Origin of the sequence: Kytococcus schroeteri (assembly GCF_042433515.1) — a bacterium.
Taxonomy (GTDB): Bacteria; Actinomycetota; Actinomycetes; order Actinomycetales; family Dermatophilaceae; genus Kytococcus; species Kytococcus schroeteri.
The window spans coordinates 65,198-90,443 of record NZ_JBHLVH010000010.1 but is presented as its reverse complement, the minus strand read 5'-3'; the positions used below and the strand labels follow the sequence as shown (position 1 = coordinate 90,443).

Below are 25,246 nucleotides of genomic sequence, written 5' to 3'. Positions count from 1 at the left end.
GGCGGGCGTTCCGCTGTGTGATGCGTCCGTCAGGCGCTGGCGCCCAGGTGGACCACCGAGCGCAGGGTGCGCACGGCCACGTTGAGCGGGGCCACGCCCGGCTCGTCGATGGCGCGCACGTCCTGCAGCATCGCCTCGGTGCGCTCGATGGTGTGCGCGTTGCGCTCCGCCCAGGCCGACACCCGCTCCTCGGGGGTGCCGTCGGGCTGACCGGCCGTGATGACCCGGACGAGGTCGCGGTGCACGCCGTAGAGGTCGTCGCGCAGCGCGCCGCGGGCCAGGGAGCCCCACCGGTCGTCCTGCGGCAGGGCGGCCACCTCGTTGAGCAGGCGGTCGAAGCCGAACTGCTCGCTGGCCACGAAGTAGACGCGGGTGAGGTCCTCCACGTCGCCGCCGTTCTCATCGGCCAGGGTCACCACGTCCAGCAGCGAGTAGACGTCCAGCAGGGCCGCGGTGGTGCCGGCGAGCTCCTCCGGAACGCCCTGCTCCACCAGGCGGTCGCGGAAGGCCGCGTAGCGGGCGGCCTCCTCGCCCTTGAGCATCTCGGGCACCTTGGGACCGACGGCCGCCACCGACGCGCGGAACCGCTCGATCTCGGCGCCGATGTCCATGGAGGCCGGGCGCGAGCTGACGAACCAGCGCATGGCGCGGTCCAGCAGGCGGCGGAACTCCAGGTACATGGCGGTCTGGGCCTCGGTGGGCACCTTGTTGTCCAGCGCCTCCACCTGCTCCACGAAGCCCTTGAGGTCGAAGACCTCGCGCGCCACCACGTAGGCACGGGCGACGTGGTCGGGCTGGGCACCGGTCTCCTCGAGGGCTCGGAAGGCGAACGTGATGCCGCCGCGGTTCACCATCGAGTTGACCACCGAGTTGACGATGATCTCGCGGCGCAGCGGGTGCTCCAGCAGCTGGTCGGCGTAGTGCTCCTTCATCGGCGCCGGCAGGTAGTCCAGCAGCGTGGAGGTGAACCACTCCTCGTCGGGCAGCGAGCTGTCCAGCAGGGCGTCCTTGAGGTGCAGCTTGGCGTAGGCCACCAACACGGAGAACTCCGGCGAGGTGAGGCCCTGCCCGGCCTCGATGCGGCGCGCCATCTCCTTGGTGGAGGGCAGGAACTCCAGCTGGCGGTCCAGGCCGGCGTTCTGCTCCAGGAACTTCATGAGGCGCTGGTGCACCGGGGCCATGGAGTCCTGACGGGCGCGAGCGTTGCCCAGCAGCACGTTCTGCTCGTAGTTGTCCCGCAGCACGATGCGGGCCACCTCGTCAGTCATGGACTCGAGGAAGGCGTTGCGCTCCTCCAGACCCAGGTCGCCGCGGCGCACCAGCTCGTTGAGCGGGATCTTGATGTTGACCTCCTGGTCGGAGGAGGCCACACCGGCGGAGTTGTCGATGGCGTCGGTGTTGATGCGCACCCCGTGCTGGGCCGCCTCGATGCGTCCCAGCTGTGTGGCGCCGAGGTTGCCGCCCTCGCCCACGACCTTGGCGCGCAGCTCCGAACCGTTGACGCGCAGCGCGTCGTTGGCGCGGTCGCCCACCTCGAGGTCGGTCTCGGCGGTGGCCTTGACGTAGGTGCCCACGCCGCCGTTCCAGATGAGGTCGACCGGCGCCTTGAGCAGGGCGCTGATGAGCTCGTTGGGGGTGAGCTGGTCCACGCCCTCGTCCAGCCCCAGGGCCTCCCGCATCTGGGGGCTCACCGGCACGCTCTTGGCCGAGCGCTCGAAGACGCCGCCGCCCTCGCTGATGAGCTCGGGGTCGAAGTCCATCCACGTGGTGCCGGGCGTCTCGAAGAGGCGCTTGCGCTCGGCGAAGGTGGCCGCGGCGTCCGGGGTCGGGTCCACGAAGACGTGCAGGTGGTTGAAGGCACCCACGAGGCGGATGTGCTCGGAGCGGAGCATGCCGTTGCCGAACACGTCACCACCCATGTCGCCGATGCCCACCACCGTGAAGTCCTCGGTCTGGGTGTCGTGGCCCATCTCGCGGAAGTGGCGCTTGACCGACTCCCAGGCACCGCGGGCCGTGATGCCCATGGCCTTGTGGTCGTAGCCGGCGGAGCCACCGGAGGCGAAGGCGTCACCCAGCCAGAAGCCGTAGGCCTCGGAGACCGAGTTGGCCAGGTCGGAGAAGGCCGCGGTGCCCTTGTCGGCGGCGACCACGAGGTAGGTGTCGTCCTCGTCGTGGCGCACCACGTCGCGGGCCGGCACGACCTCGCCCTCGACGAGGTTGTCGGTCACGTCGAGCATGCCGGAGATGAAGCGCGTGTAGGCACGCTTGCCCTCCTCCACCCAGGCGCCGCGGTCGACGGCCGGGTCCGGCAGCTGCTTGGCGAAGAAGCCGCCCTTGGAGCCGGTGGGCACGATGACGGCGTTCTTCACCATCTGCGCCTTGACCAGGCCGAGCACCTCGGTGCGGAAGTCCTCCCGGCGGTCCGACCAGCGCAGGCCACCACGGGCCACCGTGCCGAAGCGCAGGTGCACGCCCTCGACGGACGGTCCGTAGACCCAGATCTCGAACATCGGGCGCGGCTGCGGCAGCAGCTCGATGTCGCGCGGGCTCAGCTTGAGCGAGACGAACGGCTTGGGCTCGCCCTCGGCGTCGGCGACGTAGAAGTTGGTGCGCAGGGTGCCGCGCAGCACCTCCACCAGCCCGCGGATGATGCGGTCGTGGTCGAGCGAGGCCACGTCGTCCAGCAGGCGGCCGAGCTCGGTGAGCGACTCCTCGGAGACCTCGCGGCGCTCCTCGACGCTCCCCTCGCGGGCGGGGTCGAAGCGGGCCTCGAAGGCCTCCACGAAGGCGCGGGCCACCTTCGGGTTGGCCGTCATCGCGCCCTCGATGTAGGGCAGCGAGAAGTGCGAGCCGGCCTGGCGCAGGTACCGGGCGTAGGTGCGCAGGATGACCACCTGGCGCCAGGAGAGGCCGGCGGTGAGGCTCAGGGCGTTGAGCAGGTCGGACTCCGCGGCACCGCTCCAGGTGGCGCTGAAGGTCTCCTCGAAGCGCTGGGCCACGGCCTCGGCGTCGCCCTCGGCGCCCTCCCACAACTCGGCCGACGCGGCCCGCAGGCCGAAGTCGTAGATGCGGGTGGCGGCAGCGTCGTCGCGCAGGTGGTAGGGGCGCTCGTCGATGACCTCGAGGCCGAAGTCGGTGAAGACCGGCAGCAGGTCCGACAGGGTGGCCGGGCCGCTGCGGTACACCTTGAGGCGTCGGTCGGTGTCGGCGGCCTCGGAGGACTCGTCACGGTAGAGGTGCACCGCCACGTCGTCCTCGCCCAGGCCCTCCAGGCGCCCGAGGTCGGCCAGCGCCACCTCGGGGGCGAAGTCCTCCTTGTAGGACTGCGGCAGGGCGGCCAGACGGTGCAGCAGGCCCCCGTCGTCGATGCCGTTGGTCTCGCTGATGTGGGTGACCTTCTCGTCCCAGGTCTGGGTGGCCTCCAGCAAGTCTCGCTCCAGGGTCTCGGTGTCGATGTCGCCGAAGTCCTGCCCGGAGGGCAGGCGCACGACGAAGCGCAGGCGCGCCATGGCCTCGCCGGTCACCGTGGCGGTGAAGTCGACGAGCTCGGTGTCGAAGTAGGTGCGCAGGGCGTCGGTCATGGCCGAGCGCACCTGGGTGTTGTAGCGGTCGCGCGGCACGTACACCAGCAGGGTGACGTAGCGGCCGAACTCGTCGCGGCGCAGGATGACCGACGGGCGACGGCTCGAGCGGATCCACAGGACCTCGTGTGCGATGGCGTCGAGCTCCCCGGCGGACGCCTGGAAGACGTCGTCGCGGGGCAGGTTCTCCAGGACGGCCAGCAGGTCCTTGCCCGAGTGGCTGGTGCTGCCGAAGCCGGAGCGCTCCATGATCGCCTCGGCCTTGTCGCGCACCACCGGGATGTCGCGCACCGACGCGGAGTAGGCCGAGGAGGTGAGCAGGCCCAGGATGCGGATCTCGCCCACCACGGTGCCGGCCTCGTCGAAGGTGCGCACGCCCACGTAGTCCAGGTGGGCGTCGCGGTGCACGGTGGCGCGGCTGTTGGCCTTGGTGACGGTCACCGGGCGGGGCTCGCGCGCGGTCTCGCGGGCCTCGGGGCGCATCGTGGTGACGTCGTGCGAGAGCGCACGGTCGCCGCGCAGGATGCCCAGGCCGGAGCCCGGCTCCGCACGCAGGCCGAGCTCGCCGTCGACCTCGGCGAGCGCGTACTCGCGGATGCCCAGCAGGGTGAAGTGGTCGTCGGCCAGCCAGCTGAGCAGCTCGGCGGCCTGCGTGGCCTCGGCCGGGTCCACGGTCGCCGGCGGGGCGGAGCGGAACGACTCGGCCAGGCGCTCGAGCTCGGCCCGCATCGGCGTCCAGTCCTCCACCGCCACGCGCACGTCCTCCAGGACGCGCTGCAGGTTCTCGGCGATGGCGTCCACGTCGGCCGAGGCGGTGGCCGGGCGCACGGTGATGTTCATCCACGACTCCACGACCTCGCCGTCGGCGAGCTCGTGCTCCGGGGTCCAGACCTGCATGGCCTCGAGCACGCCCTCGGCGGAGCGGCGCACCACCAGCTGCGGGTGGAGCACACCCATGACGTCCCAGCCCAGGCGGTGCAGCTCGTGGATGACGGAGTCCACCAGGAAGGGACGGTCGCCCGTCACCACCTGCACGCCGAGGTTCTCCGGGAGGTGGCGCAACACCACCACGTCCTCGCCGTCGGCGCGGCGGTGCGCGGCCTCGAGGTGCTGGGTGGGGATGTCGACGAGCTCGTCCACCGAGCGGCTCGCGACGTCCGCGTCGTAGACGCGCTTCCAGTAGTGGTCCAGCACGTCACCGGTGAGGAGGCCGTCCGCCTGCTCGGCCCGGGTCCGCGCCTCGGCGACGCGTTCCTCGCGGGCCCGTGCGGACTGCTTCGACTGCTTCTCGGCCGCCGAAGCCCCTCCCCGGGGCGACATGTCGGACTGGCTGGTCATGGGTGAATCATCCTCGTTCCGTGACGTGACCTGGAACCGGCACTCCGCGGTCCCGGGATGACTCTAGTCCCGGGCCCCGGGCCTGTGCACAGGCCCCGACGCCGGCGCGCCCGACTGCCCTAGCCTCCCCCCATGGTCGTTCCCACGCCGCCCCCTGCCGGCCCCTCCGAAGCCTCGCCGAGCGCCCTCGCGGCCCCCCACCGGACCGCCCCCTCGGCGCGGGTCGCGGACCTCGCCGGCGCCCTGCTCGAGGTGCACCCCTGGGTGGGCAGCCCGTCGGCTCAGGCCGCTCTCGACGACGCCCTGCTGGCGGTGTGCGAGCAGCTGCTCGGGCCGCCCACGGACCCCGGCGCCGCTCCCCCGGCGTGGGTGGTCGGCGACCACGGGCGCGCCGACCTCGCCTCGGTGCGTGCCACCGCGGCCCGGCTGGTGCGTACCGCCCACGGGCTTCAGGGGGCCGGCGAGCACCCGGCGGGGGCCGCCGCCTGCCTCGACCTGGCGGGCGCCCTGCACGCCTTCGCCGAGGACCTCGTGGAGGTCTCGCTGCGGCACCGGGCCGCGAGCCCGCGGGGTGACGGACCGGTCGCGCAGCCGATCGGCGCCCTGCGTGCGGCCAAGCAGCTCACCACGTCGTGCCGGCGCGTCACCGAGGCGCTCACCGGGGCACCCACCGACTAGCGTGGGCGCACCCGACCCAGGAGGACCCCCGTGAGGATCGACCACCGTTTCACCCTGCCCGCCGACGTCGACCGCGTGATGGCCATGGTGGCCGACCCCGAGTACGTGGCCGACAAGATCCGCCGCACCGGCGCCCTGGAGCACACCGTGGACGTCTCCACCGACGGCCCCGGGCCCGTCATCCGCACCACGCGCACCATGGCCACCGACCGCCTGCCGCAGGCCGCCCGTCGCCTCGTGGGCAACGGCGTGACCCTCACCGAGGAGCAGGTGTGGGACGCCCCGGCCGCCGACGGGACGCGCACCGGCCGCCTCGTGGTCACCGCCGCCGGGGCCCCGGCCCGCCTCGAGGCCGACCTGCGCCTGGAGCCCAGGGGCGAGCAGACCGACTTCGTGACCACCGGGGAGTTCACCGTGAAGGTGCCCTTCCTCGGCGGCCAGATCGAGAAGCAGGCAGAGCCGTACGTCGGCAAGGTCATCGGCATGGAGGAGCGCGCCTCCAAGGACTGGCTCGCCACCCACTGAGGCCGTCCCTGCGCCGGCGCCCGCCGCACGGGCCCCGCGCACGACGAAGGCCCCCCGGTCTCCCGGGGGGGCCTTCGTGGTCACGGACGCTCGTCCGCCGAGGGGGCTCAGCCCTGGTAGGGGTAGGCCTCGGAGGTCGGGGCGTCGAAGGTCTCCTTGATGGAACGGGCGGAGACCCAACGCAGCAGGTTCAGCTTGGAACCGGCCTTGTCGTTGGTGCCGGACGCACCGGAACCACCGAAGGGCTGCTGGCCGACGACGGCGCCGGTGGGCTTGTCGTTGACGTAGTAGTTGCCGGCCGCGAAACGCAGGGCCTTGGAGGCCTGCTCCAGGGCGTAGCGGTCCGTGGACAGCACCGCGCCGGTGAGGGCGTAGTCGGTGGTGTTGGCCACCAGCTCGAGGGTGTCCTCGAAGGCGTCGTCCTCGTAGACGTACACGGCCAGGATCGGGCCGAAGTACTCGGTGGTCATCATCTCGTGCTTCGGGTCCTCGACCACGACGACGGTCGGGCGGACGAAGTAGCCCACCGAGTCGTCGTAGGTGCCACCGGCCACGATCTCCACGGAGGAGTCGGACTGCGCGGCGTCGAGCGCCTTCTTGTGCTTGGCGAACGCGCGGTCGTCGATGACGGCGCCCATGAAGTTGGAGAAGTCGGTGACGTCACCCATCGGCAGGGCGTCGGTGCGGCGCGCCACCTCGTCCTTGATCTCGGCCCACATCGACTTCGGGATGTAGGCGCGGGAGGCGGCGGAGCACTTCTGGCCCTGGTACTCGAAGGCACCACGCAGAAGGGCGGTGATGACCTTGGCGGAGTCGGCGCTCGGGTGGGCCAGGACGAAGTCCTTGCCGCCGGTCTCGCCGACGATGCGCGGGTACTGGCGGTAGGTGTCGATGTTGTCACCGATCTGCTTCCACAGCGCCTTGAAGGTGGCGGTGGAACCGGTGAAGTGCAGGCCGGCGAAGTCCGGGTCGGCCAGGACGACCTCGGAGATGGCCGGGCCGGTGCCGTGCACCAGGTTGATGACACCGGCGGGCATGCCGGCCTCCTCCAGCAGCTCCATGACGAGCTGGGCGGAGCGGGCCTGGGTGATGGACGGCTTCCACACCACGGTGTTGCCCATGAGCGCCGGGGCGGTGGGCAGGTTGCCGGCGATGGCGGTGAAGTTGAACGGCGTCACGGCGTAGACGAAGCCGTCCAGCGGGCGCCAGTCGGTGCGGTTCCAGGAGCCGTTCGGGCTGACCGGCGGCTGCTCCTCGAGGATCTCGCGGGCGAACTGCACGTTGAAGCGCCAGAAGTCGGCCATCTCGCAGGCGGACTCGATCTCGGCCTGGTGCGGGGTCTTGGACTGGCCGAGCATGGTGGCGGCGTTCATGCGGGCGCGCCACGGGCCGGTGAGCAGGTCGGCGGCCCTGAGCAGGATGGCGGCGCGCTCGTCGAAGGGCAGGGCCTGCCACGCGGGGGCGGCGGCCTTGGCGGCCTCGACGGCCTTCTTGGCGTCCTCGGCGGTGCCGTCGTGCAGGGTGCCGAGCACCTTGGCGTGGGCGTGCGGCTGCACGACCTTGATCTCCTCGCCGGAGCCGGTGACGCGCTCACCGCCGATGACGTGCGGCAGGTCGACCGGGTTGCTCGCGATCTCGGCGAGGGCGACCTCGAGCTCGGCGCGCTCCGGGCTGCCGGGGGCGTAGTCCTTGACCGGCTCGTTGTAGGCCTGGGGCGGCAGCGTCACGGCATCCATGTGTTCTCCTTCGGAGGGATGGGGGTCTTCGTTCCACGGGGGTGAACGTCGGGCGCCCCCGCGGTGTTCCGCACGGGGCATCGATCCCATGGTGTCACGCGCCACCTCCCGCGGGAGGCCGCGGGGAGTGCGACGCAGGTCACCCCAGGAGGCGACGCACCTCGTCGACCTCGGCGGCGTCGTACCAGGAGAGCTCCCACGGCGCCTCGGCGGTCATCCGCCCCTGCGAGACCACGTCGTCGCCGAGGTGGAAGGCCGCGACGTCCGCCAGCCGCGCCTCGACCTCGCTGCCCGGCCCGGTGGCCCCGGCCAGGTCGGCGGCGAGGACCACCACCGGCCAACCCCGCTCGGCGGCGTCGTCGGCCGCCGCGTCCATGCCGTCCTCGGCGTCCTCCTCCGCGGGCTCCACACCGGGCTGGCCCACCGTGCGCCAGCCGGCGGCGGGCACCAGTGCTCCCCCCTCGGCGAGGGTGGCGAGCTCGGCGGCGGTGACGGCGGCGAAGGCGCGGATGCGTGGGGTGCGGCTCATGGCGTCATCGTGGCACGCGCTCGGAGACCAGCTCCGCCAGGCGGCCCAGCTGCCGACCCAGGGCGCTGCGCGGGGCCAGCCACGAGACCGGCTCCCCGGCCAGCAGGGCCCGGTCGGCGACGGACCGGTCCTCCGGCAGCACGAGGTCGACGCCCCGCGCCAGGTGCTGCTCGGCGGTGGTGCGCAGCTCGGCCTCCCGGGCGGCCGAACGACGTGCCCGGTTGAGCACGAGCACCTGCGGGGTACCGCTCGCCACGGCGTCCAGGGCGTCCACACCGCGGACCAGCCGCTGGAGGGCCACCGCGTCGGCCCCACCCACGACCACCAGAAGGTCGGCCTCCTCGATGACCGTGAGCGCCAGCGCGTTGCGCCGGGGTGCCCGCGTGTCGTAGGAGAGCACCTCGTCGTCCTCGAGGCTCGATGCCAGGTCGACCACCGTGACATCGGCCAGGAGCCGCCCGGCGTCCAGCACGGCCCGGGCCGCGGACACACGGACCTCGGGCCAGCGGTCCGCCCGGCCGATGCCGGTGAGCACCCTCAGGCGGGGCCGCAGCTCGCGGGCCACTCCGGCCAGGGCGTGCAGGTCGAGCCGCCCCTCGTCGGCGGCGCGGGCCGCGGCCACGAGACCCGAGGCGTCGTCGAGCAGGGCGAGGTGCTGGCCCAGCCCGGGGGCGTGGGTGTCGCCGTCCACGAGGAGGACCTCGTGGTCCGTCCCGAGCCGGGCGGCGAGCTCCAGGGCGACCGTCGTGCGCCCCGGAGCCCCGGGCGGCCCCCAGACGGCCACCACCGCGCCCCGTCGCTCGATCCCGGAACCCGGTGGGGCACCCTCCCCCGCGGCGGCGTGCTCCGGCTCGGGCTGTTCCTCCCCGCCCTCGGTCGGCGCGGCCGCGGCACGGGCGCGCACGAGGACGTCCGCCCACTCCTCCACCGTCGCGGTCCACGCGGCCGACACCGACACCCCCCACTGGGCCAGCCGACGCTGGGCCGCCTCGTCGTGCGGCGCGTGCACCCCCACCACCACGACCTCCACGGACCGCAGGGCGTCCACGCACTCACGGTCCATGTCGCGCAGCCCCGCGGACACCACGGCGACGGTGCCGGTGCCGGCCTCGGCCACGCCGAGGAGGTCGGCCACGTCCACGCAGCGGCGCACCACCCGGGCACCGGGCACCTGGCTCAGGACGGCCGCCAGCGGCGGGTCCCACTGCGGCTCGACGGCCAGCAGCACGTCCTCGCTCACGAGTCCTCCCCGGCCACCGGCGACCCCGCCACCGGTACGGCGGTGAGCTCCGCACGGCCTGCCGTGGTGCGCAGCACCTCCTCCACCTCCCGGGTGGGGACGAGGAAGTCCACCGGCACCGCCTGGTTGCCCCCGGCGAGCCGGGTGTCCGGAGCGTGGACCCGGGCCACCTCCGCCCCCGCCAGGGCGCGGCGTGGCTTCGGGCGCTCGCTCCTCCCGGACTCCGGGGCCGGCGTGGCCCAGAGGTCCACCCGGGTCCCGGGGGCCAGCATCGCGGCGCTGCCCGGCGAGACGGCCAGGGAGACGCGGCGCAGGTCGAGCGCGCCGGCGGACCCCACGCCCTCGGCGGGCACGAACTCCCCCGCCCGCACCGGGTGGAGGAGCACCTGACCACCCTCCACCGGGTGGTCCCCGGTGAGGTAGACGCCTTCCGGGGAGGCACCGTCGACCGCGCGCAGGTCCGCGGCGGTCAGCTGGTGCCCGGTGGGCAGGTCGCGGGTAGCCACCCAGTGGCGCGGACCGTCGTCCTGCCCCAGCAGGGAGGCACCGGTGAGCGTGGCCGTGAGGACCAGGGCCGTCCCCACGAGCAGCCGCGCGTCAGTCCACCGCGGCCTGCGCAGCCGTTGTGCCGCGGGACTGCGTGGCGCCGTCGCCCCCGTCTCCTCCTGGGACACCGGCCTGCTGCTGCCGAACACCCTCACCACCGACCTCTCCTGTTGTGAACGGACTCCGCCGCCGCCGACCGTGCCGTCCTAGGATGAACGGCACATCACGGATCGGTCAGGGATCCGCACGGATCCTGTGGACGACGGGACCCACAGGGCCGGTCCCCACCACCCGCACCGACGACCCCGGGAGACGCGATGGCACGGCGGTTCATGGCCCTCAGCGACGTGGCCGAGACCCTCGACATCTCCGCGAGCCAGGCCTACGCGCTGGTGCGCTCCGGCGAGCTGCCCGCCATCAAGGTGGGGGGACGTGGCCAGTGGAGGGTGGAGCTCGACGAGCTGGAGAAGTACATCCAGCGCCAGTACGCCGCCACCCGGGCGATGGTGGAGTCACCCCAGGGCTGACCCTCAGTCCTCGCGGGCCCCCACCCAGCACACCGCGGCGAAGGGCACCGTCTCGGTCACCGCCGGCTGCCGGGGGTCCGGACCCACGGCCAGGTCGAGGTGGTCGGACATCACGCGGTCCACGCGCCCCTCGATCACGTGGCCGGTGGTGAGGCAGACCCGCACCGGCAACCGGTCCCGGGAGAGCTCCCGGAGCACCGTCACCCACGTGATGCGGCGCCCCGGGTCGCCCTCGGCCGGCCGCGAGCGCGGCCCCAGCCCGGCGACGGTCACCACCGCGCCCACCGGCACCAGCAGCGTGGTGCGCCCCTGACCCAGCCGCACCCAGTCGGCGCCGACGCCCCGCAGGGTGCCGTCCACTCGGCCACCGTCCACGGTGCGCAGCGTGACCCGTGACGCCAGCTGCGCCGCCAGCCGGTCGCCGAGCCCGATGCGGGCCCGCTCCACCCGCACGCGCTCGGCCACCTCGCCCTCGAGCTCCGCCCGACGGTGGGCGGCGATCTGCCCCTCGAGGTCGGCGAAGAGGTCGTCCCAGCGCGAGGTCATGGCGGCCACCGTACCGACGCGCGCCGGGTGAACACCCCGAGCGTTGTCCACAGCCTTCGACATCACCCTTCACCAAACCCCACCAAACGGCTATGTTCGCCATCATCGACCATTCACGGGGGCAATCCCCCACGACGACGGGTGACGACGATGGAGTGGACCGACCGGACGGCGGGTGGGCCGGGAGCGCTGCGGCGGGACGCGGCGAACGCGGTGGCGGCGGGGGTGGCCCTGGGGTGCAGCGCCGCGGCGTGGACGGTGGGGCACCGGGCCCTGGCCCAGGCGAGCAGCGTGTGGAACGCCCCCGACCCGGCGGAGCCTCTTGCGTGGGTGCTGCGCACGGCCCTGGCGGTGGTGGTGGCCTGGCTGGCGGCCGTCTTCGCCCTGGAGGCCCTCGCTGGGCTGCCGGGTGGTCCCGGCGCCGCAGTGCGCCGGCTCCGGGACCGCCTCGGGCCATGGGGCGGCGGCGCCCTGGTGGCCATGACCCTGGGGGTGGTCACCACGCCGGCCCACGCCCACGCCGGCGACGCGCCCGACCCCCTCGACCTCTCCCTCCTGGCCCCCGTGAGCGCCCCGGCCGAACCGGCGCCCCCGGCGACGCCCGGGGCACTCCCCTCCCCCGAGGAGCCGGCCACGCCCACGACCCCGGGGCCGGAGGCGCCCACGGATCCCGCCCGGGCCCGCCCCGCCGTCACCGTGGCGGCCGGCGACACCCTGTGGGAGATCGCGGCGCGCCACCTGGGACCGAGGGCCTCGGCGCGCGCCGTGGCCGACGAGTGGCCGCGTTGGTACGAGGCCAACCGCGAGGTCATCGGGAACGACCCGAACCTCCTGCTGGCCGGCACCCGCCTGGTGGCCCCCGCCCCGCGGACGGGGGGTGCGCGGTGACCGCCCGTCCCGAGGCGCAGCAGGTCGACTTCTTCGACCGCCAGCCCACGTCGACCCACGACCTGCCGGCGGCCCTGCCCTGGGCGGCCCACCTCAGCCGCACGGTCGTGGAGGTGATGGAGGGCTCCCGCGACGCCACGCAGCTGAGCCGGTGGGTGACGCCCGAGCTGCTCACCCGCCTGGCCCGCCGCAACGCGCTCTCGCGACGACTGGGCCGGGCCACCGGAGGTGTGGGCGTGCGGACCGTCCGCGCCTGCCACGTCCGTGACGGCATCGTGGAGGTCTCGGCCGTGGTGGTGGTGCGCCAGCAGGTGCGCGCCATGGCGCTGCGCTTGGAGGGGCTCGACGGGCGTTGGCTGCTCACCGTCCTGGAGATGGGCTGACACGGCGGTGCCCCACCCGGGCAGGGCACCACCACCCGGTGGCCGGCACGCAGGAGGACCCCGGTGGGCACCGGGGTCCTCCTGCGTCGAAGGGCTGGTCGTCCGCCCGGCCGGTCAGCGGTTGCGCTGCTCCGCGCGCCGCTGGGCGCGGTTGCCCTGCGGGCCCGAACCGGTGCGGCGCTCCACGGTGCCCTCGGCGGTGGGGGCCGTGTACTGCCAACGGGCCTGGTCCTCGTTGGCGTCCACCGCGCCGCCGTGCTGGCGGCGCTGCTCCCCGGCGGCCAGCGTGGCCACCGCGTCGGCCGACGGCTCGACGTGGAACAGCCCGGCCACCGCCTCCTCCTTGATGGAGTCGGCCATGACGCCGAACATCTGGTAGCCCTCGCGCTGGTACTCCACGAGCGGGTCACGCTGCGCCATCGAGCGCAGGCCGATGCCCTCCTTGAGGTAGTCCATCTCGTAGAGGTGCTCGCGCCACTTGCGGTCCAGCACCCCCAGCACCACGCGGCGCTCCAGGTGGCGCATGACCGACTCGCCCATCTCGCGCTCGCGGTCGTCGTAGGCGTGCTGGGCGTCGTTGGTCAGCTCGTCGATGAGCAGGCCGGCGTCCACCCCGCCGATGCCGCCGGCGGCCTCCACCACGTCGTCCACCGTGAGCGACACCGGGTAGAGCTCCTCCAGGGCACCCCACAGGGTGTCGAAGTCCCAGTCCTCGGCGTAGCCCTCGGCCGTGGCACCGTGCACGTAGCCCACCACCACGTCGTTGATGAAGTGGCGCACCTGGGTCTCCAGGTCGGCCCCCTCGAGCACGCGCTTGCGCTCGGAGTAGATGACCTCGCGCTGGCGGTTGAGCACGTCGTCGTACTTGAGCACGTTCTTGCGCGACTCGAAGTTCTGGCTCTCCACCTGTGTCTGCGCACGCTCGATGGCCTTGGTGAGCATGTTCATCTCCAGCGGCTGCGAGGGATCGGCCCCCGCCATCGCGCGCTGCATGAGGCCCGAGTTGAAGCGCACCATGAGGTCGTCCTCGAGCGACAGGTAGAAGCGGGACTCGCCCGGGTCGCCCTGGCGGCCGGAGCGACCGCGCAGCTGGTTGTCGATGCGGCGCGAGTCGTGGCGCTCGGTGCCCAGCACGTACAGGCCGCCGAGGGCGAGCACCTCCTCGTTCTCAGCCTTCACGGCACGTTCGGCCTGGGCCAGCGCCTCGTCCCACGCCGCCTCGTAGGCCTCCGGCTGCTCGTCGGGGTCCAGGCCACGCTTCTTGAGGGCCGCCACGGCCATGAACTCCGGGCTGCCGCCGAGCATGATGTCGGTGCCTCGACCGGCCATGTTGGTGGCCACCGTGACCGCGCCCTTGCGGCCGGCCTCGGCGACGATGGCCGCCTCCTGCTCGTGGTACTTGGCGTTGAGCACCTCGTGCTTCACGCCGCGGGCCGTGAGCTGCTCGGAGAGGTACTCCGACTTGCTCACGCTCGTGGTGCCCACGAGCACCGGCTGGCCCGTGCGGTGGCGCTCCACGATGTCCTCGACCACGGCGGCGAACTTGCCCTTGGCGTTGAGGAAGACCAGGTCCGAGCGGTCCTGGCGCTGCATCGGCCGGTTGGTGGGGATCGGCACCACGTCCAGCTTGTAGATCTGGTGCAGCTCGGCCGCCTCGGTCTGGGCGGTACCGGTCATGCCCGAGAGCTTCTCGTACATGCGGAAGTAGTTCTGCAGGGTGACCGTGGCCAGGGTCTGGTTCTCCTGCTTGATCTCCACCTTCTCCTTGGCCTCGATGGCCTGGTGGATGCCGTCGTTGTAGCGGCGGCCGGCCAGCAGGCGGCCGGTGTGCTCGTCGACGATGTGGACCTCGCCGTCCATGACGACGTAGTCCTTGTCCTTGGTGAACAGCTCCTTGGCCTTGATGGCGTTGTTCAGGTAGCCGATGAGCGGCGTGTTGCGGGCCTCGTAGAGGTTGCGCACGCCGAGGTAGTCCTCGACCTTCTCGATGCCGGACTCCAGCACGCCCACGGTGCGCTTCTTGATGTCGACCTCGTAGTCGCCGGTGGCCTCGATGCCCTTGAGGCGGTCGGCGGCCGTGCCCTTCTCGAGCATCTGGGCGACGGTGGCGAAGGTGGAGTACCAGCTGGTGGCCTGGTCGCCGGGGCCGGAGATGATCAGCGGGGTGCGGGCCTCGTCGATGAGGATGGAGTCCACCTCGTCGACGATGGCGAAGTGGTGGCCGCGCTGCACGAGCTCGTCGGTGGACCACGCCATGTTGTCGCGCAGGTAGTCGAAGCCGAACTCGTTGTTGGTGCCGTAGGTGATGTCCTTGGCGTACTCCTCGCGGCGCTGCGCGGGGTTGAGCTTCGAGAGGATCACGCCGGTCTCCAGCCCGAGGAAGCGGTGCACGCGGCCCATGAGCTCGGCCTGGTACTCGGCCAGGTAGTCGTTCACGGTGACGACGTGCACGCCCTTGCCGGTGAGCGCGTTGAGATAGCTCGGCAGCGTGGCCACGAGCGTCTTGCCCTCACCGGTGCGCATCTCGGCCACCGAGCCGTTGTGCAGGGCCGCGCCACCCATGATCTGCACGTCGAAGTGACGCTTGCCCAGGGTACGTACGGCCGCCTCGCGGACGGTGGCGAAGGCCTCGGGCAGCAGCGCGTCGAGCGACTCGCCGTCGGCCAGGCGGGCCTTGAAGCGGTCGGTCTGCTCACGCAGCTCGGCGTCGGTGAGCCCCTGCACCGAGGCCTCCTGGGCGTTCACGGCATCGACCGTGCCCTGCAGACGGCGCAGGACGCGCCCCTCTCCCGCTCGCAGCACGCGGTCGATGATCTTCGGCACGGAGGTCTCCTCGGGTCGGCTCGGCACCGTGGGGCGTCAGCACTCGCCCCAGCGGCCCGGACAGCCTAGTTGACGGCCCGCGCGAAACCGGCGTGACCGCCCCCGGACCACCGGTGTTGGATGGTGCGCATGCCCGACGCCGCCACGCCCTCGCCCGAACCCACCCCGCAGAGCACCGCCGAGGTGGCCGCCCGCACCTGCCCCGAGCTGGTGGACGGCGACGTGCGCCTGCGCCTGCACACGCCGGCCGACGTGCCCGCCGTGGTGGCCACGAGCAACGACCCGGTGACCGTGCACTGGACCACCGTGCCGCAGCCGTACGACGAGGGCGCGGCCGCCTGGTGGGTGGGCCACATGCACGAGGGGTGGGCGCTGCGCGCCGGCGGGGACGCCTCGGGGGTGATGGGGTGGGCGGTGGACGCCCGCGACGAGACCGGGCAGTGGGTCTTCGCCGGCCAGGTGGAGGTGCGCCCCATCGGCGGCGGCGTGGGCGAGATGGGCCTGGTGCTGCACCCCGACCACCGCGGCCGGGGCCTCATGGTGCCCGCCGCGGCGATGGCGATGCGCTGGGCCACCGAGCACGGGGGGCTGCGGGTGCTGCACTGGAAGGCTGCCGTGGGCAACTGGGCCTCGCGCCGCACCGGGTGGCGGCTGGGCTACCGCTTCTCCGACGCCGTGCCCGGCCTCATGCCGCAGGAGCGGGCGACCTTCGACGGGTGGATCGGCACCTGGGAGGCCGGCGAGCCCATCGAGCCGCGGCACCCCTGGCACACGCCGTCCACCCTCGACGTGCCCTCCGGCACGGACGCGACCGGACGCGAGCTGCCGGCGGTGCGGCTGCGCGCCTGGGAGGAGGGCGACCGGCCGACCGACCCGGAACCCGACCCGCTGGGCGACCGCTTCATGCCCGGCATGATGCCGCCGGCCGACGAGGCCGGGTACGACGCGTGGTTGACCCGGCAGCGCACCCGCATGGCCACCGGCGAGATGGTGGCCTGGGCGATCGTGGACCCGGCCACCGACCGCGTGGGCGGGCACGTGCAGCTGGGCCGGCTGGGGCACCCCTTCCGCCCCGGCGCGGCGTCGGTGGGCTACTCGCTGTACCTCCACGCCCGGGGGCGGGGGCTGCTCCACGCCGCGCTGGTGGCGCTGGCCGACCACGCCTTCACCCCGACGGCCGAGGGGGGTCTGGGGCTCGCGCGCCTCGAGGCCGGGTGCGAGGCCGGCAACCGCGGCTCGGCCGAGGCGCTGCGGCGGGCCGGGTTCGGGCTGGTGGGCATCGAGCGGGCCTCCAGCGGCCGCCGGGAGGACCTGCAGGACGGGTACCTGTTCGAGCTGCTCAACGACGCCGAGGTGCCCGACCCGACGGGCGGCAACCGCCCCAACCCGCCCGCGCCACGGCCGGCGGCCGTCACGCGTGCCCGCGACGCGCGCGTGCTCACCGCGCCCACGCTGGCCGGCGAGCGCGTGGTGCTGCGCGAGTGGCGCGAGGAGGACCTGCCGGCCCTGGCCGACGCCTTCGCCCGCGGGTCGCTCGGGGAGTACACGCCCGATGCCGACGGCACGCGACGGTGGGTGCAGCAGCGCCGGGAGCGCATGCTGCAGGGCACCGACGTGGTGTGGGGCGTGGTCGGCGCACCGGGCACCGAGCACGAGGGTCAGGTGCTCGGCGGGGTGAACGCCCAGAAGCTGGCCGACCGCTTCGCCCCGCACGCAGTGGAGATCGGGTACTGGACCCACGTGGACCACCGCGGGAAGGGCGTGCTCGGCGAGGCGCTGGAACTGCTCATCGAGCACGTCATGGCCCCCGTGGCCGACGGTGGCCTGGGCCGCACGCAGGTGGACGCGGTGACGCACGACGACAACCACGCCTCCATGCGCGTGCTGCAGAAGGCCGGCTTCCGGCAGGTGGGGGTGCGGGCTGCCCGGGCGGCCGGGTCAGAGGCCGGCGCGACCGACGAGGGATCTGACCGCCGCCCCGGGTTCGTCGACTGGCGCCTGGATGCCGGCGACGACCGCGCCGAGCAGGCCCGGCGCACCGAGGAGCAGCGCCGGCACCCGGTCGAGCTCACCGCATCGACGCGGGGCGACGAGGTGCTCACGCTCTCGGCCCTGACCACCGACGAGGCCGACCTGGCGCGCGTGGTGGAGGCCTGCCGCGACCCCGAGACCGTGCGCTGGCTCGGCGGCACCGGGCGGTTCCACGCGGAGTACTCCCCCACCGACGCGCGGGAGTACGCGGCCGGCCTGGCCCTGGGCGCCCTCACCGGCTCCTGGGTAGGCTGGGCGGTGCGCGACGCTGACGGGCAGGTGCTCGGCATGATCGACGTCCAGGGCATCGGCGAGCGCAACGAGATCGGCTACTGGGTGCACCCGGGCGCCCGCCGCCGCGGTGTGGTCTCGGCCGCGCTCCAGGCGCTCACCCGGCACGCCCTCGCCCCGCGGGAAGCGGGAGGCATGGGCCTGGCACGGCTCACGATCCGCCACGCGGCGGGCAACACGGGCTCGCGGCGCGCCATCGAGGCCGCGGGCTTCCACCGCATCGGCACCGCGCGGCGCCAGGAGCCCATCGGTGACGGCACGGTGGTCGACCACGAGCTCTACGACCTGCTGCCGGAGGACCTCGAGGGCTGAGGCCCGGCCCGTTCCGCACCGGTGCTGATCTCGGCCGGGCACCTCCCCCAGAACCGCACCGGTGCTGAACTCGACTGTCGAGTTCCGCACCGGTGCGGAACTCGGTTCAGTGTCCTACCGAGAACCGCACCGGTGCGGTTCTCGGGATGCGGCACCGGCGCGGGACCCAGGGGGCGACGCCGCTCAGGCCACGGGGTTGGGCGCCGGCTCGGCCCGGTCCACCTGCACCAGGCCGAGCCAGGCCGCCATCTCGGCCAGGGCAACGTCGAGCTCGGGCGCCATCGCCGGGTCCCAGCGCGGCTCGGTGTGCACGGTGGGCGCACGCAGCACTCCGGCGGCGCGGTCGGCCTTGAGGTCCACGCGCGCCACGAGGTCGTCGCCCAGCAGGAAGGGCAGCACGTAGTAGCCGTGCACCCGTTGCGGCGCGGGTGTGTAGATCTCGATGCGGTAGCGCAGCCCCCACAGCGCCTCGGCCCGCTCACGCTGCCAGACCACCGGGTCGAACGGGCTGAGCAGCGCACAGGCCCCCACCGGCCGGGGGCGCGGGGCGTCACGGTGCAGGTACACCGGGGCCGAGGGGGTGGACCACCCAGGCACCTCCACCTCCTGCAGCTCCCCGGTGGCCAGCAGCCGCTCCACGGCCGGACCGGCCTGCGCCACCGAGAGGCGGGCGTAGTCGCGCAGGCACCGCAGGGTGCCGATGCCGTGGGCCCGGGCCGCCCGGGAGACCAGCCGTGTGAAGGCCTCATCCTCGTCCAGCGGCTGCTCCCCCAGCGGCCCGGCGGCCACCACCTCGGGCGGCAGCACGGCCTCGGGCAGCGCGAAGCGGCGCTCGAAGGCCGGCCCCCGCCCGGCGGAGGTGAGCTCGCCGGACCAGAAGAGGTGCTCGCAGGCGGCCTTGACCAGCGACCAGTTCCACCCCCAGTGCTCCCGGCCCACCTCCTCGCGGTGCTCGAGCACGGCCTCCACTCCCGTCGCCGGGAGCGGGCCGCGCTGCGCCACCACCTCGCGCACCTGCTGCACCAGCCCCGGGTGCTCACGGGCCACGGCGCGCATTCCACCCCACGCGTCGCTGTGCGCCCGGCGCATGCGGAAGCCGTAGAGCGGCCAGTCCTCCACCGGCACCAAGGAGGCCTCGTGGGCCCAGTACTCCACGAGGCGGTGGCGGGTCCGGCGCCCGGAGGGGCCGCGGCCGTCGCGCAGGCCGTCGAGGAGCGCCGTGTCGTATGGGCCCAACCGAGCGAGGAAGGGCAGGTACTGGCTGCGGGCCAGGACGTTCACCGAGTCGATCTGGGTGATGGCCGTGCGCCGGGCCGTGGCCAGCAGGTGAGGCGGCCCCACCGTGGCCGGGCGGGTGCGGCCGAACCCCTGCGAGAGCAGGGCCACGCGCCGCGCCGCCCGCAGCGACAGACGCTGCGGGCGGCGGGAGGGGGAGGTCGGGGTGGTCACCCGGTCAGCCTGCCACGCACCGAGCAGGTGGCAGGCCGCCGGAGGCCGTCACGCGGCGTCGGTCGCGGCCGCCTTCCCGGAGGCGGCGTCCTCGGCGGGGGTGTCGAGGTGGATCACGCCGTAGCTCCACCCGTGGCGCCGGTAGACCACGCTCGGGCGGCCGGTCTCGGCATCGACGTACAGGTAGAAGTCGTGGCCCACGAGCTCCATGTGCGCGAGCGCCTGGTCCAGGCTCATCGGCTCGGCCTCGTGCACCTTGGTGCGCACGCTGATGGGGCAGTTCGCGTCGCCGCCCAGCCCGGCGACCACGGGGTCGCTCGGCAGCATCGAGATGTCGATGCCGGCCTCCACCATCTCGGCCTCGCGCTGGTGGCGGGTGGCCTCCTCCACGAGGGACTCCCCGTTGCCCACGGGCTCCAGCGGCGCCGTGGCCTCGGCCACCGACGCCTTGGGACGGCCCTTGTGCACCTTGCGGCGGTCCTTCAGGCGGCGCAGCCGCTCGGTGACCTTGGCCAGGGCGGCGTCCAGGGCCTCGTACTCGCGCTCGGCTGCGGCCTCGGCACGCACCACGGTGCGCTTGTCGCGGCAGGTGATCTCGATGCGCTCGGCCCCGTCGGCCCGGCGGGGGTTCGGCTCGTGGCTCCACAGCACCTCGCACGAGGTGACCTCGGGGGCGATGTGGGCGAGCTGCTCGAGCTTCTCGTCCAGGTGGCGGCGGAAGCGGTCGGTGACCTGGGCGCGACGGCCGGTGACGGTGATCTGCATGAGTCCTCCAGAAGGTGGGGCCGCTCCGTGGCGGCCGGGCGAGGTGGTCGGGTTCACCTGGACGGCGTGTTCTCGCAACCACCCCCTCCTGTCAGGGGCTCCATGACGAAACACTACGTCGGCCCCGTCCCCCGGACAAGGGGTGCTTTCCGGTCACGGCACCCGGGCGCAGCACACTGCCCCGATGCGGTGGACGCCCGTCTGCCGCAGGGCGTCCCGGCAGGCCGCCAGGGTGGCGCCGGTGGTCACCACGTCGTCGAGGAGCAGCACGGCGGCGCCCCGGGGGAGCGTCACCCCGTCACGCACGCCCACGCGGCCGGCGAGGTTTCGACGTCGCTCGGTGCGTGAGAGGCCCGACTGGTCCCGGGCCACGCCGCGGGTGCGCAGCACCAGCCGCACCTGCACCCCCTCGTCCCCGAGGCGTGCCACCGCAGCCCGGGCCAGGTCGGACACCGGGTCGTCGCCCCGGGCCCGGCGCGTCCGGGCCCGGGAGGGAGCGGGGACCACGAGCACCGGCCGCTCCCCCGCAGGGCCCCCGCCCTCGGCGGTCACCGCCGCGAGCGCCGCCCGCAGCGGGTCCACGGCCACCTGGGCCAGCACCGGGCGCAGGTCGCGGCGCCCGCCGTCCTTGTACCCCCGGACGAGCGCCCGCAGCGCGCCCCGGTAGTCGCCCCCGGCCCACACCGGCACCCCACCGAGGTGACCGACCACGCACCCCGGGTGCACGGCCGCCGCGAGCTCGTCGGTGCAGCCCGGGCACCACCGGTGGCCGGGTGCCCCGCAGCCGCCGCAGGCCCGGGGCACCACGAGGTCGCCGAGCTCCTGCCACGCGGGGTGCACCACCCCATCGGACCGCAGAGGAACCGTCCGCTGCTGGCCCCGCGCCCACTCCTGTGGACGGGCACCCGCTCAGCGGCCCGGCACCACCACCTCGCTGGCCACGTTGGCCACGAACCAGGTGGCCCCCGCCTTGGTGAGCACGCGGCCCCCCTCGGTGGTCACGAGCAGGCCGTCCTCCCGCTCGTCGGGGTAGGCGGCCACAGCCACCGCGTTGTCCACCGAGCCCTGCAGCTCGGTCCAGCCGCCCAGCTCGGAGCGCCACACCTTCTGCTCGCCGTCGGGGCCCGGCGTGCCCAGCAGCGCCACGGAGTGCTCGTCGATCCAGGCCAGGTCCTGCACCCCACCCACCTGCGGGGCGATGGGGCGCGGCTCGGTGAGCGAGGTCGGCTCACCCCCGGGCCCGCGCACCACCCCGACCACGGCCACGCGGTCCCGGCCACCACCGCGCAGCACCACCAGGGCGCGGGCCCCGTCGGGTGACATGCGCACCTGCACCACCTGCTCGTCCCCCAGCCATGGCACCGAGAGGCTCTCCGGACGGCCGCCCCGACGGCTCGTGTCGAGCACGAGCACCTCGGTGTCCTCCTCCTGCCCCTGTGTGGTCCACAGGAAGCCCAGCGGGTCCATGCTCGGCACGGACAGCTCCCCGCGCGCCGTGTACGTGGTGAGCGCGCCCTCGCGCCAGACCCCCAGCACCCGGCCGTCCACCGCGGCCACCGTCCGGAAGTCCGCCGAGACCGCCATCCGGTCCCAGCGGGACGGGACGCTCGGCACGCGCAACTCCTGGGGCTGGGCCAGCGGCTCCAGCTCGGCCGACCCCGGGTCGGCGGCCTGGAGGGCCTGCCGCTGGTGCAGCAGCACCAGCGGCACCACCACGGACACCACCGAGTAGCCGGCCCCCTGCGGGTAGGACAGGCGCTCACCCACCGCGTCGCTCTCGGCGTCCACGAGGTTCCCGCCGACGAACAGGGAGACCGCGTCCACCCCGGGCAGCTGCCGCATCGTGGCCGCGTACTGCGCCCAGGCGAGATTGCGCTGGGCGGGGTCGGCGCCGACCATCGTGTCCGAGAGGCGCAGCACCGCCGTGCCGTCCGAGACCGGGACCGCGGCCGTCTCCAGCCGGGTGCCGGCGGGGACCCCCGTGGAGACGGCCCCCTCCAGCACGCGGGGCACCGGCTCGGTCTGCAGCCGGCCCAGGGCGCTGGTCATGCCCTCCCCGCTGCGCAACCACCGCCGCTGCGGCACGAGCTCCTCGGAGACCGGCGAGCCCCAGTGCACGTCCACCGGTTGGTAGAGGCGCTGGAAGTCGGCCTGCGAGAGCACGATGCCGGTGTCCGAGGGCAGCGAGTCGATGCGCCACTGGCCGTCCACCTGCTCGAGCCCGAAGGTGAGGTCGGCCCGCTCCCCCGGCGCCGCCTCGGTGAGGCGCCCCGAGGCGTCCACCTCCCCGAGCACGGCGAGGTTGACCCGCACCGTGTCGCCGGCCAGCGCGGTGACACCCTGCCCCGCCCGCTGGTCCTGGACGAGCACGCGCGCGCCCGGTTCCCACGAGGCGCTCGCGGCGTCCGTGAGGTACTCGCGGCCCACGCGGTGGTCGCCGGTGTCGTCGATGCCGGTGCGCAGGAAACCGGTGACCACCTGCTCCGGCGTGGCGTCCTGCGGCGGGGGCTCGACCTCCACGGACACCTCCTGCCGGGGTGCCTGGTCCAGCGCCGGCCCCTGTTCCACCGGGGACTGCTCCGGGATCGCCGAGCACCCGGCCAGGGTGGTGCTCAGCAGCGCGGCCGCCCACCAGCGGGCGGGACGGCAGGGTCGGGGGGTCACGGCAGGTCCTCCATGGCGCGGCGGCACTCGGCATCGGCGGGGTGGGGGTCGGGCATCGGGATGGGCGATCCGGCCACGGAGCCGCCGGCGTGGCGGGGCACGGTGAGACGGAAGGTGGCGCCCTGGCCGGGCCGGGAGGACACCTGCAGCCACCCGCGGTGCTCCAGCGCGTCCCCGGCGCAGATGCTCAGGCCCAGCCCGGTGCCGCCGGCGGTGCGGTTGCGGGCGGGGTCGGCGCGCCAGAAGCGGTCGAAGACGTGCTCCATCTGGTCGTCGTCCAGACCCACGCCGGTGTCGCTCACGGCCACCGCGACCGCCGAGTAGTTGCCGTCCACGGTGACCACCACGGGGCGCTGTTCGGCGTGGTCGATGGCGTTGACCACCAGATTGCGTACCACCCGCTCGATGCGGCGCTCGTCCACCTCGGCGCGCACCGCGGCCACCGTGCCGGGCCGTTCCACCCGCAGCTCCACCCCGGCGCCGGCGGCGAGCTGGGAGTGCGCCTCCACCACCCGCCGGGCGAGCTGTTCGAGGTCCACCTCGCGGTGCTGCAGCTGCACCTGCCCGGCGTCCTGGCGCGAGATCTCCAGCAGGTCGGTGAGCAGCTGGTCGAGGCGCTCCACCTCGCCGTGCAGCAGCTCCACCGACCGGGAGCTCATCGCGTCGAAGTCGTCGCGCCCCAGGTGCAGCACCTCGCTGGCCATGCGGATGGTGGTCAGCGGTGTGCGCAGCTCGTGGCTGACGTCGCTGACGAAGCGCTGCTGCAGGTGGGAGAGGTCCTTGAGCTCCACGATCTGGCGCTGCACCACGTCGGCCATGGTGTCCACCGACCGGCCCAACCGGCCCAGCTCGTCGTGCCCCCGCATGCCGGTGCGTCGGTCGAGATCGCCGGTGGCGATCTGCTCGGCGGTCCGCGTCACGCGCGAGAGGGGGTCCAGGGCCAGGTGCGTCACCACGAAGGTGATGAGCCCCGCGATGCCGATGAGGCCCAGCCCGCCCAGGGCGAACGAGGAGCCCACGATCCCCAGCGTGCGCTGCTCGTTCGCCAGCGAGAAGAACAGCAGCATGTCGTGCGGGCCGCTGCCGGGCACCTGGAGGCGTGCGGCCACCACCACCGTCGGGGCCTCCCGCCCGCCGGAGCTGGTGCGGGCGATCATCGAGTGGACGTGCTCGGGGTCCTCGGCCAGCCGCTGCCGCAGCGCCGGGGGCACCTGGGAGACGTCCGCCTCGGGGCGCTCCACCGGGCTGAGCCCCTCCTCGTTGCCCGGCGAGCGCACGATGGCCACCCGCCGCGACCGGTCGTCGCCCTGGCTGGAGGACTGGCGCACCACGTCCGTGGCCGTGGTGTACAGGGTGGCGTTGTCCACCCGGTCGAGGGAGTCGAACTCCCGCTGGGCCTGCCCGACGGCCGTCACGGACTCGCCCATGGCCACCTCGGCCCGGTTGCGCACGAGGCGCTCGCCGATGGCCTGGTAGAGGGAGACGCCGAGCACCACCGACAGGATCGCGGTGAGCAGCAGGCTGACCACGATGGTGCGGAAGCGCAGCGAGGTGCGCCAGGCGCGGCGCACCGCGCGCACGAGGGAGATCGTGGCGCTGAAAGGGCGGTAGGCCACCGGCGCGTCAGATCGTGGGGGCGCCGGCGCGGTAGCCCACGCCGCGCACCGTCTGCACGATGCTGGGACGCTCCGGGTCGCGCTCGATCTTGGCACGCAGGCGCTGCACGTGCACGTTCACCAGGCGGGTGTCGCCGGCGTGCTGGTAGCCCCAGACCTGCTCCAGCAGGGTCTCGCGGCTGAACACCTGCATCGGCTTGCGGGCCAGGGCCACGAGGAGGTCGAACTCCAGCGGCGTCAGGGAGATGGCCTCGCCGTCGCGGTGCACCATGTGGCTGTCGACGTCGATGGTGAGGTCCCCCACCACGAGGCGCTGCTGCGGCGGCGGGGCGGAGCGGCGCATGCGGGCCCGGGTGCGGGCCAGCAGCTCCTGCGGTCGGAAGGGCTTCTGCACGTAGTCGTCGGCGCCCGCCTCCAGGCCGGTCACCACGTCGTGGGTGTCGGTGCGGGCGGTGAGCATGATGATCGGCACGCCGGACTCGGCCCGGATCTCGCGGCACACCTGCATGCCGTCCTTGCCGGGGAGCATGACGTCCAGGAGCACCAGGTCGGGCTGGGTCTCGCGGAAGGTCGCCAGCGCCCGGGCCCCGTCACCGCAGGTGCTCACGCGCCACCCGTCCTTGCTCAGCACGATGCCGAGCATCTCGGCCAGGGCGGCGTCGTCGTCGACGACGAGGACGTGGCCCAGGCCGGCCGGGGACGAGGACGAGGGGGCTGCCATGGGTGCATGGTAACGATTCGGCAACGGCGCCCCCTGCGCCCCGGCGTGGGAGGTGGT

19 protein-coding genes are annotated in these 25,246 nt (G+C 73.9%); 6 read left to right on the top strand and 13 right to left on the bottom strand.

Features of this window, described 5'->3' with window-relative positions:
- Window positions 1-29 precede the first annotated feature (29 nt).
- Window positions 30-4,919, bottom strand: coding sequence for an NAD-glutamate dehydrogenase (locus ACFFHC_RS04580; RefSeq protein ID WP_379803383.1), 4,890 nt, complete (start codon window positions 4,917-4,919; stop codon window positions 30-32).
- A gap of 132 nt (window positions 4,920-5,051) precedes the next feature.
- Here ACFFHC_RS04580 and ACFFHC_RS04575 point away from each other — a divergent pair, with 132 nt between their 5' ends.
- Complete coding sequence (locus tag ACFFHC_RS04575) at window positions 5,052-5,597, top strand: hypothetical protein (protein ID WP_070703474.1); 546 nt, start codon at window positions 5,052-5,054, stop codon at window positions 5,595-5,597.
- Between the two features lie 30 nt (window positions 5,598-5,627).
- The gene (locus ACFFHC_RS04570; RefSeq protein ID WP_083323401.1) at window positions 5,628-6,122 is read left to right on the top strand and encodes a DUF2505 domain-containing protein; all 495 of its coding nucleotides are present in this window, start codon (window positions 5,628-5,630) and stop codon (window positions 6,120-6,122) included.
- Between the two features lie 107 nt (window positions 6,123-6,229).
- Here ACFFHC_RS04570 and pruA read toward each other — a convergent pair whose 3' ends face one another.
- The 4 genes from pruA to ACFFHC_RS04550 form a co-directional block, all read right to left on the bottom strand.
- Window positions 6,230-7,858: an L-glutamate gamma-semialdehyde dehydrogenase gene (gene pruA / locus ACFFHC_RS04565; RefSeq protein ID WP_141494801.1), complete on the bottom strand. Its 1,629-nt coding sequence runs from the start codon at window positions 7,856-7,858 to the stop codon at window positions 6,230-6,232.
- Between the two features lie 139 nt (window positions 7,859-7,997).
- Window positions 7,998-8,387: a hypothetical protein gene (locus ACFFHC_RS04560; protein ID WP_070703472.1), complete on the bottom strand. Its 390-nt coding sequence runs from the start codon at window positions 8,385-8,387 to the stop codon at window positions 7,998-8,000.
- A 4-nt stretch (window positions 8,388-8,391) separates the two neighbouring features.
- Window positions 8,392-9,627, bottom strand: a complete 1,236-nt coding sequence (locus ACFFHC_RS04555; RefSeq protein WP_141494800.1) for a CpaE/TadZ family protein — start codon at window positions 9,625-9,627, stop codon at window positions 8,392-8,394.
- Entirely contained in the window at window positions 9,624-10,211 is a 588-nt protein-coding gene (locus tag ACFFHC_RS04550) for a CpaB family protein (RefSeq protein WP_141494799.1), read from the bottom strand. Before ACFFHC_RS04550 ends, ACFFHC_RS04555 begins: the two co-directional genes overlap by 4 nt.
- 279 nt (window positions 10,212-10,490) lie before the next feature.
- Here ACFFHC_RS04550 and ACFFHC_RS04545 point away from each other — a divergent pair, with 279 nt between their 5' ends.
- Entirely contained in the window at window positions 10,491-10,700 is a 210-nt protein-coding gene (locus tag ACFFHC_RS04545) for a helix-turn-helix domain-containing protein (RefSeq protein ID WP_070705168.1), read from the top strand.
- 3 nt (window positions 10,701-10,703) lie between these two features.
- Here the strand turns inward: ACFFHC_RS04545 and ACFFHC_RS04540 are convergent, their stop codons facing one another.
- Window positions 10,704-11,246, bottom strand: coding sequence for a hypothetical protein (locus tag ACFFHC_RS04540; RefSeq protein WP_379803375.1), 543 nt, complete (start codon window positions 11,244-11,246; stop codon window positions 10,704-10,706).
- A 141-nt stretch (window positions 11,247-11,387) separates the two neighbouring features.
- Here ACFFHC_RS04540 and ACFFHC_RS04535 point away from each other — a divergent pair, with 141 nt between their 5' ends.
- A complete protein-coding gene (locus ACFFHC_RS04535) occupies window positions 11,388-12,134 on the top strand; it encodes a LysM peptidoglycan-binding domain-containing protein (RefSeq protein ID WP_379803372.1) in 747 nt (248 codons plus the stop codon).
- Window positions 12,131-12,517, top strand: a complete 387-nt coding sequence (locus ACFFHC_RS04530) for an Rv3235 family protein (RefSeq protein ID WP_070705271.1) — start codon at window positions 12,131-12,133, stop codon at window positions 12,515-12,517. Before ACFFHC_RS04535 ends, ACFFHC_RS04530 begins: the two co-directional genes overlap by 4 nt.
- Before the next feature lie 114 nt (window positions 12,518-12,631).
- Here the strand turns inward: ACFFHC_RS04530 and secA are convergent, their stop codons facing one another.
- Window positions 12,632-15,340, bottom strand: coding sequence for a preprotein translocase subunit SecA (secA, locus tag ACFFHC_RS04525; protein ID WP_141494937.1), 2,709 nt, complete (start codon window positions 15,338-15,340; stop codon window positions 12,632-12,634).
- A 129-nt stretch (window positions 15,341-15,469) separates the two neighbouring features.
- Between secA and ACFFHC_RS04520 the strand changes: the two genes are divergently transcribed.
- Window positions 15,470-17,974 carry a GNAT family N-acetyltransferase gene (locus tag ACFFHC_RS04520; RefSeq protein WP_379803367.1) on the top strand — a complete coding sequence of 835 codons (2,505 nt, stop codon included), beginning with the start codon at window positions 15,470-15,472 and terminating at the stop codon, window positions 17,972-17,974.
- A 183-nt stretch (window positions 17,975-18,157) separates the two neighbouring features.
- Here the strand turns inward: ACFFHC_RS04520 and ACFFHC_RS04515 are convergent, their stop codons facing one another.
- From ACFFHC_RS04515 to mtrA, 6 genes are all read right to left on the bottom strand, one after another.
- On the bottom strand, window positions 18,158-19,423 hold the full coding sequence (locus ACFFHC_RS04515) for a winged helix-turn-helix domain-containing protein (protein ID WP_379803364.1): 1,266 nt from the start codon (window positions 19,421-19,423) through the stop codon (window positions 18,158-18,160).
- 48 nt (window positions 19,424-19,471) lie between these two features.
- Window positions 19,472-20,188, bottom strand: coding sequence for a ribosome hibernation-promoting factor, HPF/YfiA family (gene hpf, locus ACFFHC_RS04510; RefSeq protein WP_070705768.1), 717 nt, complete (start codon window positions 20,186-20,188; stop codon window positions 19,472-19,474).
- 153 nt (window positions 20,189-20,341) lie between these two features.
- Window positions 20,342-21,028, bottom strand: a complete 687-nt coding sequence (locus ACFFHC_RS04505; protein ID WP_269148629.1) for a ComF family protein — start codon at window positions 21,026-21,028, stop codon at window positions 20,342-20,344.
- A gap of 69 nt (window positions 21,029-21,097) precedes the next feature.
- A complete protein-coding gene (locus tag ACFFHC_RS04500) occupies window positions 21,098-22,852 on the bottom strand; it encodes an LpqB family beta-propeller domain-containing protein (protein WP_070705009.1) in 1,755 nt (584 codons plus the stop codon).
- Window positions 22,849-24,468: an MtrAB system histidine kinase MtrB gene (gene mtrB, locus ACFFHC_RS04495; RefSeq protein WP_083323528.1), complete on the bottom strand. Its 1,620-nt coding sequence runs from the start codon at window positions 24,466-24,468 to the stop codon at window positions 22,849-22,851. Before mtrB ends, ACFFHC_RS04500 begins: the two co-directional genes overlap by 4 nt.
- 7 nt (window positions 24,469-24,475) lie before the next feature.
- Entirely contained in the window at window positions 24,476-25,189 is a 714-nt protein-coding gene (gene mtrA, locus ACFFHC_RS04490) for an MtrAB system response regulator MtrA (protein ID WP_070705006.1), read from the bottom strand.
- Window positions 25,190-25,246: the final 57 nt, after the last annotated feature.

Bases quoted from the DNA above. Each gene is read 5' to 3' on its own strand.
- ACFFHC_RS04580 (WP_379803383.1), bottom strand. From the start codon at position 4,919: ATGACCAGCCAGTCCGACATGTCGCCCCGGGGAGGGGCTTCGGCGGCC.
- ACFFHC_RS04575 (WP_070703474.1), top strand. From the start codon at position 5,052: ATGGTCGTTCCCACGCCGCCCCCTGCCGGCCCCTCCGAAGCCTCGCCG.
- pruA (WP_141494801.1), bottom strand. From the start codon at position 7,858: ATGGATGCCGTGACGCTGCCGCCCCAGGCCTACAACGAGCCGGTCAAG.
- ACFFHC_RS04560 (WP_070703472.1), bottom strand. From the start codon at position 8,387: ATGAGCCGCACCCCACGCATCCGCGCCTTCGCCGCCGTCACCGCCGCC.
- ACFFHC_RS04545 (WP_070705168.1), top strand. From the start codon at position 10,491: ATGGCACGGCGGTTCATGGCCCTCAGCGACGTGGCCGAGACCCTCGAC.
- ACFFHC_RS04540 (WP_379803375.1), bottom strand. From the start codon at position 11,246: ATGACCTCGCGCTGGGACGACCTCTTCGCCGACCTCGAGGGGCAGATC.
- ACFFHC_RS04520 (WP_379803367.1), top strand. From the start codon at position 15,470: ATGCCCGACGCCGCCACGCCCTCGCCCGAACCCACCCCGCAGAGCACC.
- hpf (WP_070705768.1), bottom strand. From the start codon at position 20,188: ATGCAGATCACCGTCACCGGCCGTCGCGCCCAGGTCACCGACCGCTTC.
- mtrA (WP_070705006.1), bottom strand. From the start codon at position 25,189: ATGGCAGCCCCCTCGTCCTCGTCCCCGGCCGGCCTGGGCCACGTCCTC.